Annotated in this window: 1 rRNA gene; it reads right to left on the bottom strand. The window is 50.2% G+C overall.

Annotation, left to right across the window (positions count from 1 at the left end):
- A 23S ribosomal RNA gene (locus CES82_RS12040) occupies positions 1-466 on the bottom strand; the annotation flags it as partial.

Below are 466 nucleotides of genomic sequence, written 5' to 3'. Positions count from 1 at the left end.
GTATTTAGCCTTGGGAGATGGTCCTCCCGGATTCCGACCAGGTTTCACGTGTCTGGCCGTACTCAGGATCCTGAACTGAGGGTAACAAATTTCGTCTACGGGGCTATCACCCGCTCTGGCCGGTCTTCCCAAACCGTTCGACTATCTGTTACTTTGGTAACTCAAATGTTCAGTCCTACAACCCCAGGAAGCAAGCTTCCTGGTTTGGGCTGTTCCCACTTCGCTCGCCGCTACTATGGGAATCGCAATTGCTTTCTCTTCCTGTGAGTACTTAGATGTTTCAGTTCCCCACGTCTGCCAATGCTTAGCTATGTATTCACTAAGCATTAATCATCGACTAAGATGATTGGGTTTCCCCATTCGGAAATCTCCGGATCAAAGCTTACGTACAGCTCCCCGAAGCATATCGGTGTTAGTCCCGTCCTTCATCGGCTCCTAGTGCCAAGGCATTCACCATGCGCCCTTT

Origin of the sequence: Secundilactobacillus silagincola, assembly GCF_002583405.1 — a bacterium.
Lineage (GTDB): Bacteria > Bacillota > Bacilli > Lactobacillales > Lactobacillaceae > Secundilactobacillus > Secundilactobacillus silagincola.
Note: the sequence above shows the minus strand (reverse complement) of the source record. Positions and strands in the feature narration are given on the sequence as shown.